The 5,605-nt window shown below is 73.1% G+C and carries 5 protein-coding genes; all 5 read left to right on the top strand.

The features are described from left to right. The first annotated feature begins 44 nt into the window (after positions 1-44). Complete coding sequence (locus ACY5KJ_RS17015) at positions 45-884, top strand: thiazole synthase (protein WP_462203828.1); 840 nt, start codon at positions 45-47, stop codon at positions 882-884. Continuing rightward, the gene (gene thiH, locus ACY5KJ_RS17010) at positions 881-2,047 is read left to right on the top strand and encodes a 2-iminoacetate synthase ThiH (protein WP_462188954.1); all 1,167 of its coding nucleotides are present in this window, start codon (positions 881-883) and stop codon (positions 2,045-2,047) included. Before ACY5KJ_RS17015 ends, thiH begins: the two co-directional genes overlap by 4 nt. Before the next feature lie 39 nt (positions 2,048-2,086). Further along, positions 2,087-3,322 (top strand): NAD(P)/FAD-dependent oxidoreductase, encoded by a 1,236-nt coding sequence (locus tag ACY5KJ_RS17005; protein ID WP_462188953.1) that lies wholly within the window; start codon positions 2,087-2,089, stop codon positions 3,320-3,322. Positions 3,323-3,517: 195 nt separating this feature from the next. Next, entirely contained in the window at positions 3,518-5,155 is a 1,638-nt protein-coding gene (locus ACY5KJ_RS17000) for a Gfo/Idh/MocA family protein (protein WP_462188952.1), read from the top strand. A 127-nt stretch (positions 5,156-5,282) separates the two neighbouring features. Then, on the top strand, positions 5,283-5,605 hold a 323-nt coding region (locus tag ACY5KJ_RS16995; RefSeq protein ID WP_462188956.1), incomplete at its 3' end, for an Rv2175c family DNA-binding protein.

The raw sequence follows: 5,605 nt of genomic DNA, 5'->3' as shown, positions 1-5,605 counted from the left end.
GTGGTGAGGCCGGGCACGGTGCCGCGGGGGCGGACGATCTCGTCATCGCCGGGCGGTCCTACGGCAGCCGGCTGCTGATCGGCACCGGGAAGTTCGCGAGTCACCAGGTGATGCGGGACAGCCTCGTCGCCTCCGGTGCCACTATCGTCACCGTGGCGCTGCGCCGGGTCGACATCGGCCGGATCGGTGACGGCGACATTCTCGACTTCATCCCGCGGTCGATGACCCTGCTGCCCAACACCTCGGGAGCGGTGGACGCGGCCGAGGCGCTGCGGCTGGCCCGCCTCGGGCGGGCGGCGACGGGCACCGGTCTGGTCAAGCTGGAGGTCACCCCGGATCCGCGCACCCTGGCGCCGGATCCGGTGGAGACCCTGCGCGCCGCCGAGCTCATGGTGGCCGACGGCTTCACGGTTCTGCCCTATTGTTCGGCCGATCCGGTGCTGGCCCGCCGGCTGGAGGAGGTCGGCTGCGCCACCGTGATGCCGCTGGGCAGCTGGATCGGCTCGAACCGCGGGCTGCGCACCCGGGACGCGATCGAGGCAATCGTGGCGAGCGCCGGGGTGCCGGTGGTGGTGGACGCCGGGCTCGGGGTGCCCTCGGACGCGGCCGAGGCGATGGAGATCGGCGCGGCCGCGGTGCTGGTCAACACCGCCATCGCGGTGGCCGCCGATCCGGCGCGCATGGCGCGGGCCTTCGCGCTCGCCACCGCCGCCGGCCGGCTGGGTTTCCTGGCCGGCCGAGGGGCCGCCGGCCCGGCCACGGTGGCGTCCGCCTCCTCCCCGCTCACCGGGTTCCTCGGCGCCCACCCGTCACCGGCGTCGCCCGCGCCCTCGGCGTCCCCGGTACCCGTGCCGGCGGCGGTGGTGGGCGAGGCGTCCAGGTGAGCGCCCCGCCAGGGGAGTTCGCGCGCGAACTTGCCGGTCACGACCTGGCCGGGCTGTCCGCGATGTCGCGGCGGGCCACGTCCGCCGAGGTGGGCACGGTGCTGCGGCGGGTTCGGCCCGGATCCGGCGGGTCAGCCACCCCCCGGATCGGTCTCGCGGAGCTGGCGATCCTGCTCTCACCCGCGGCCACCGCCCGGTTGGAGGAGCTGGCGATTGCCGCCCGGGAAGCGACCCTGCTCCGGTTCGGTCGGGCGGTCCGGCTGTTCGCCCCGATGTACGTGTCGAACGCCTGCCTGTCGTCCTGCACCTACTGCGGCTTCGCCAAGGGCCTGCCGGTGGTGCGCCGCACGCTGGGTATTGAGGAGGTGGTAGTGGAGGGACGCCTGCTGGCCGACCGGGGGTTCCGTCATCTGCTGCTCGTCTCCGGCGAGCATCGCGTCGAGGTGTCGGCCGACTACCTCGTCGCGGTGGTCGAGCGGCTGCGGCCGATGTTCCCCTCGATCAGCATCGAGACCCAGACCTGGTCGGACGACACCTATGCCCGGCTGGTGCGTGCCGGGTTGGAGGGAGTCGTCCATTACCAGGAGACCTACGACCGGGCCCGCTACGCCGAGGTGCATGTCGCCGGCTGGAAGCGTGACTACGACCGGCGGCTGTCCTCGTTCGAACGGGCCGCGCGGGCCGGGGCGCGCCGGCTCGGGATCGGCGCGCTGCTCGGGCTCGCCCCGGACTGGCGCGCTGACGTGCTCGCGCTGGCCGCGCACGCATCCTTTCTCTCCCGTCGCTACTGGCGGACCGAGGTCTCGATCGCGCTGCCGCGCATCAAGCCGAGTGCCAGCGGGTTCCCGCCGGTCGTCGTCGTCGGCGACGCGGAGTTCGTCCAGGCGTACGCGGCCCTGCGCCTGTTCGAGCCGGACCTGGCGCTGTCGCTGTCGACCCGGGAGCCGGCGGTGCTGCGCGACGGGCTCGTCCGCATCGCCGTGACCACCATGAGCGCCGGTTCCTCCACCGAACCCGGCGGCTACACCACGCCCGGCACGGCCCAGGAACAGTTCTCGATCTCCGACGAGCGTTCGCCGGCACAGATCGCCGCGATGCTCGCCGAAGCCGGGTACGAGCCGGTGTGGAAGGACGCCTTTCCGCTCGTCGACCCGGTGCGGTGACGGCGGCCCGGCGTCGCGGGTCATCGATAGTCTGCTCGAATGCAGCGAATAGTCGTCGTGGGCGCGGGAATGGCGGGGGGCCGGGCCGCCGCCGAGGTGCGCGCACGTGGTTTCGCGGGAGAGGTGATCCTGCTCGGGGCGGAGCCGCACCGGCCCTACGATCGTCCGCCCCTGTCCAAGGCCGTGCTCTCCGGCCGTATCGACGACACGACGTTGCCCTTCGACCTCGACGGGGTCGAGGTGTGCCTCGGGCGGCGGGCGACCGGCCTGCGACCGGGCACCGTGGAGACCGACACGGGGCCGCTGGACTACGACGGCCTGGTGCTGGCGACGGGAGCTGAGCCGGTAACCCTGCCGGGCGACGGCCCGCAGCGGGTCCTGCGTTCCATTGACGACGCCCGGCGCCTGCGTGACGCTCTGCGCCCCGGCGTCCGGCTCGTCATCGTCGGTGCCGGCTGGATCGGCGCGGAGGTCGCCACGGCGGCGGCAGCGATCGGTGCCGAGGTCACCGTCGTGGAGGCGGCCGCCTCGCCGCTGTTCGCCGCGCTCGGCGCGCAGGTGGGCCGGTGCACGATCGCGTGGTACGCCCGGGCCGGGGTCACCCTGCGCCTGGCTACGGCCGTGGAGCGGGTCACCCCCGACGGGCTGGTGCTGGCCGGCGGTGAGGAGCTGATCGCGGACGAGGTCGTCGTCGGCGTCGGGGTGCGGCCCGGTATCGCCTGGCTCCCCGGTTCCGGGCTCGCCCTCGACCGGGGAGTGGTGGTCGACGAGCATCTCGCCGCCCAGTGGGCCCATGGTGCCGACGATGCCGACGGCGACCCGCCGCCGGTGGTCGCGGTCGGTGACTGTGCCGCCTGGTGGTCGCGTCGCTACGGGCGGCGGCTGCGGGTCGAGCACTGGGACTGCGCCCAGCAGTCGCCCGCGGTCGCGGTCACCACGCTGCTCGGCGGGGAGGCCGTCTACGACCCGGTGCCCTACTTCTGGTCGGAACAGTTCGGCCGCATGGTGCAGTTCGCGGGACTGCCCTCGGCGGAGGCCGACCTGGTGTTCCGGGGCGATCCGGGCGTCGTCGTGCCGCCCGGCGGCGGGCGTCCGCCCGGCTGGTCGGCCGGGTGGTTCGCCCGGGACGGCCGTCTCGAAGCGCTGGTCACCGTGGGGCGCCCGATGGACATGGTCGCCGGTCGCCGGTTGATGGCGGCCGACGGTATCCCGGATCGGGAGCGTTTCGCCGATATCTCCGTGTCGATGAAGGAACTGGCCGCGGCAAGTCGATGACGCCCGGTGACGGCCCGGTGTTCCCGGTTTTCCCGGCGTTCCCGGTGTTCCGGTCGGCCGGATGGCGGGATTTCTGGATATCAGGATCATTGGTGCCCCTGCCGGCCATTGCGTTATGTGCGCATCCTTGTGCGGATCCTTGTTTGGCGACCCCAATCGCCGGAACGTCAGGAACGGTCACTAGAGTGCGGAGACGTGCCTCGCATTCACCTGGTGTCGAACCTGGCCGGTGTGAACGCGCTCGGCGACCATTTGCGGGCAGCGGGTCTCGGCCCGACCTCGGCACGGTCGGCCGACGCGCTTCTCGTGCTCATCGACCGTCCGCTCGACCACGTCGAGCAGGAGTTGCTGGACCGGGCCCGGCAGACCGTCCCGGTCCTGCTCGCCGGGCCGACCATGCGGGCGCTGCCGCCGGGAAGTCCGCTCATCGAGGCGTCCGGTCTCATCCCGGGGCGGACCACCGCGCCCTACGGCCTGCGGTTGACCGTCGGGCCGCAGGGCGGCGCGGTCATGGCCCGGTCCGCGGACTTCCGCCCCCGGGAGAGCTGGATCATCCCCGACAAGATTGCCGACGACGTGGAGCGGCTGCTCCTGGTCCGGCACGAGATGGGCGAGCATCCCGTCTGCACCTGGCGGCCCTCCACGGGCCTCGGCATATTCACCCTGGGTACCGGTCCCGCCGTGCTCGCCGATCCCGCCTACCACCGGCTTGTGGGACGTTGGCTGCGGCACTGCCTCGGCGTGCTCGACGCCGCGCCGGCCAGGGTCGGGCTGCTGGGCACCCCGGACACCACCGGGACGCACCACTCGGCGGTGGACGCGACCGAGGGCCTGGAACTCGCCGCCCTCTGTGACGGCGGTGCCGGCCGGCTCCCGGCGCACGCGGCGGGTCGCCCGCCGCGCCGCGTTGACGACCCGGACGACCTGGTCAACGATCCCGATCTCGGGGTCGTCATCGTGGCCACACCGACCCACACCCGGCTCGAATGGGCCGGTCGTGCGCTGGAGGTCGGCAAACACGTCGTCGTGCACGCCCCGCTCTGCCTGTCGACCCCGGACGCCGACCAGCTTGCGGAGCTCGCGGAGGCCCGGTCCCTGGTGCTCGCGGTGTATCCGGAGGGTCGGGACGACCCGGGCTACCGGGCGGTCCGCGCCGTCGTGCACCGCGGCGCCGTCGGCGAGCCGCTGCGGCTGGACGCCCACCGGGGCGGGTTCCGCCGGCCGGCCGGCACCTGGCACGACGACGAGCGGATCAGTGGTGGGCAGCTCCATGACCGGGGCAGCGCCTGCGTCGACCAGATCCTCGCCCTCGTCGACGAGCCCGTCGAATGGGTCAGCGCGTCCACCGTCAAGCGGGTCTGGCACCACGTCAGCAACGCTGACCACAGCCGGCTGCTGCTGCGTTTCGCGAGCGGGGCCGAGGCGCAGGTCACGGTCTCCGATCTGACGGTGGCCCGGCGCCCGCGGTTCGAGGTGCTCGGGTCCACCGGATCGCTGATCTTGGACGGCGGGGCTTTCCGGGACGGGGAGGGGAAGCTGGTGCCGCGGTTGGGACGGCACGCCGGTCGCCGGTCCGAGGCCGAGATGCTCGAGGCGGGGGTGCTCGAGGCGGAGGCCGGGTCGCTCATGCTGATCACTCATGACGGGGTGCGCAGCCACATCCCGCTGGCACCCACCTCGGGCAGTATGTTTCACCGGGACTTGGCGGACTGTCTCGTCTCGGGCTGGCCGCTGTCCGGCTACGGCGTGGAGACCGCCCGTCCGGTGGTCGCGGTGCTGGAGGCGGCGGTGCGCTCGGCGGCCGCGGGCGGCGCCCAGGTGGCTCCGCTCTGACCCGTTCCGGCCGGACTGTCCCGGCCGGGAACTGCCTGGTCATCCGGTCGCCGAGGGGCGCGGCCAACGTCCGCGGCCGCGCCGGCACCGTACGACGCCATCGAGACTTGGGTGTTTACTCTTGACCATGGACTGGCTGACCCTGCCTGACGTCGCCGATCAGCTGCAGGTTCCCGTGACCCGTGTCCGGCAGATGGTGCGCGACCGGCCGCTGCTGGCCCAGCGGGAGGGGGGCGTCCTGCGGGTGCCTGCCGATTTCATCCGGGACGGCGCCGTCGTCAAGGGGCTGCCCGGATTGCTCACGGTGCTGGCCGACGCGGGGTTCACCGATGAGGAGGCGCTCGACTGGATCTTCCGGGAGGATCCGAGCCTGCCGGGCACCCCCATGCAGGCACTCATCGAGAACCGTGGCAAGGAGGTCAAACGGCGGGCCCAGGCGTCGGCCTTCTA

Source organism: Frankia sp. CcWB3, from assembly GCF_977927595.1.
The sequence above is the reverse complement of the archived record's forward strand: the minus strand, read 5'-3'. Positions and strand labels throughout refer to the sequence as shown.

Bases quoted from the DNA above. Each gene is read 5' to 3' on its own strand.
- ACY5KJ_RS17005 (WP_462188953.1), top strand. From the start codon at position 2,087: ATGCAGCGAATAGTCGTCGTGGGCGCGGGAATGGCGGGGGGCCGGGCC.